General features: G+C 45.7%; 1 protein-coding gene and 1 pseudogene. One reads left to right on the forward strand and one right to left on the reverse strand.

What is annotated here, in order from left to right:
- Window positions 1–822: 822 nt before the first annotated feature.
- On the forward strand, window positions 823–1,710 hold the full coding sequence (locus tag BGO59_RS11050) for an Rpn family recombination-promoting nuclease/putative transposase (RefSeq protein ID WP_293683686.1): 888 nt from the start codon (window positions 823–825) through the stop codon (window positions 1,708–1,710).
- Between the two features lie 451 nt (window positions 1,711–2,161).
- On the opposite strand, the pseudogene BGO59_RS11055 reads toward BGO59_RS11050, so the two are convergent.
- Window positions 2,162–2,351, reverse strand: a pseudogene (locus BGO59_RS11055) (IS5/IS1182 family transposase); the annotation flags it as partial.

The raw sequence follows: 2,351 nt of genomic DNA on the forward strand, positions 1-2,351 counted from the left end.
TTTTGCCTTTTGCGACAAAATCTGATCTTGGTTTTGTTACAGCACCCAAATCTAACGGTTGGGTGAAGTCAATAAAATGGGAGTCAAAGGTGGGGTTCCTTGCGACAGGTCGCACGTCCCAGAAGGGTAGCTCTAGGCTTCCATTTCATCGTTTCGTGCGACAAGGTGAACGCCCCGGTTGGGAAAATTCTTGGTTTCCATTTCCGGGTCTCTGCTGACAAGGTGAAGTTTAAATTTCAAAGCCTCGCTTTCCGGCGACACATGAAACGTTCTCGCAGGGCAAGCATATTTTATTTGACATGGGTAAATACATCATGCTTTTGTTTAGTATTTGGTTCATATTGGCTGCACTCATCAGTCTTCAAATGGGCTTGGGATTCAGTAACCAATCAGGGTCCGAATACTTATGGTTTTTTAGTGGGAGCCTGATTAGCCTGCTGATTGGAATTTTCTTTTTTCGTAAGTTTCAAAAATGGAACCGTGCTTAGTGTTCACTTTGCATGGGCGGCTTTCGTGTGACAGGGAGCACGTCCCGAGGTGAGGTTTGCAGCCCAACCCAATGAGGGTGTAAAGGTTGGTAGTTGAGTTTGTTCAATGACGTAGCGTTATCATCCATCAGCCCCTGTGGGTGTTGGGTGGACCAAATAGAAAAGCGTGTTTGCCGTCGCTCCGGCGACAGTAAGCTCGTCCCGAAGTCAGGCTGTTGGGCTCGTTGGGCGGCTTCGTTCGACACGAGAATCGCTGAAGTTGGGGCACTTTTGAGTTGTCTGCGACAGCGGAAACGCCCCGGTGAGGTAGCCCATTTTTCGCTACTTTTGCTGAATGAGCTTGTACAATGACAATGAGCGGTTTATTTCCATTCTCTCCGATTACGGTTTCAAAGTTACTTTTGGCAATGAGACCGACACCCGGTTTTTACGCAGGGCGTTACAGGCGCTAATTCAGTCGCCGATAGCGATAAAACACGTTGAGTTTATTGAAAGCGAAATTCCGGGCCTCACCAAAGACAGCCGTAGCGGAGTCTATGACATTGCTTGTGTTGACGAAACAGGCAATCAGTTTATCGTGGAGATGCAGTTGAGCAAATATCCCGACTTCATCCAACGAATGAAATTCTACTCATTCTACCGTCTGAATACGTTGATTCGGAAAGGTAAATACCGATTTGAGGGCTTACCCAAGATTTATTGCATCGGCATACTGGCTTTCAACATTTTTCCTCACATTATTGATTACCATAACATTGCTGTGCTGAAAAACGAGAAAGGCGAACTGATTGACGACCAGACAACGTTTATTACGATAGAATTGGCTAAATTCAAAAAGCGGTTAGTTAACGTGCAGACCGACCTTGACAAGTTGATTTATACGATGAAGACCTTACACAAAGTCACCAAACCCAAACAGTTTCCCCAGTTCTGGAGTGAGGAGTGGTTAGAAGCGGCCATTAAAGAGTTGGACACGCGGGCGATGACTCCTGAGAAGCGGATGGCTTATGAAATGACCCTTTCAGCCAACGCGCTGGCAATTGAAAATGAGAATAGAAAAATTCAGGAAGCCAGAGAAGCCGAAAATCAGGCAGTCAAAACCGAAACAGTTATAAAAGCCTTAAAGCGGGGTAAACTTACAATTGAGGAAATTGCTGAAGACAGTGGAGTCAATGTTGATTTCGTTCTTAAAATTCGGCGTGGTCTTTCCCAAAATCGGTAAGGCAGGCTCCTGGCGACAGGACGCTCGTCCCGAAGTCAAATTTTGACAGCCCAACCACCCATGTGTGTAAAGGCTCCTGCGTCGCCATCACCACATGGAGGTGTTGGGTGCATCGGCCAAAGTGGGCTTATTCGGCGGGCCGTGTGCGACAGGCGGTACGTGCCGTAACAGGCTGGTTTTGGCTCGTTAGGCGGCTCCCGTTGACAAGTTAACCGCCCCGCTGGTCAGGCTTGGACGAGTTAGGCAACTTTCTTGCGACACAAGAAACAACCCGGTGGCGGCAGGGTGGACAAAGCTGATTTAGTACGATATCTAGCATTGCATATCAATGTAAAAAGTCAAGTTGGCAAAATATGAGAGAGAATTTTACGGTTTGGAGAACATCTTTTTATAGACAAAGAGATAGTACCATTATCATAAATGGAAAAGTTAATTCATATAATGAAGCTGTTTAAACTATCTGTTTTCGATTGATTTTTCGTAGGAAAATGACCGAGAATGCGATAAAATGTGGACTCATCCAATTTTTTACTGAAAACTCAAATCGCACTAACAGTGATTTGAAGCCATCAATCCAAGCGTTAGCATGTTCAATCACTGAACGATCTTGGTAAAGTTCGCCGTCAAAAACGTGAGTGCCG

The organism is Spirosoma sp. 48-14, from assembly GCF_001898575.1.
Classification (GTDB): domain Bacteria; phylum Bacteroidota; class Bacteroidia; order Cytophagales; family Spirosomataceae; genus Spirosoma.

What these genes read in the sequence shown, in the direction of transcription:
- BGO59_RS11050 (WP_293683686.1), top strand. Translation starts at nt 823, where the DNA reads ATGAGCTTGTACAATGACAATGAGCGGTTTATTTCCATTCTCTCCGAT.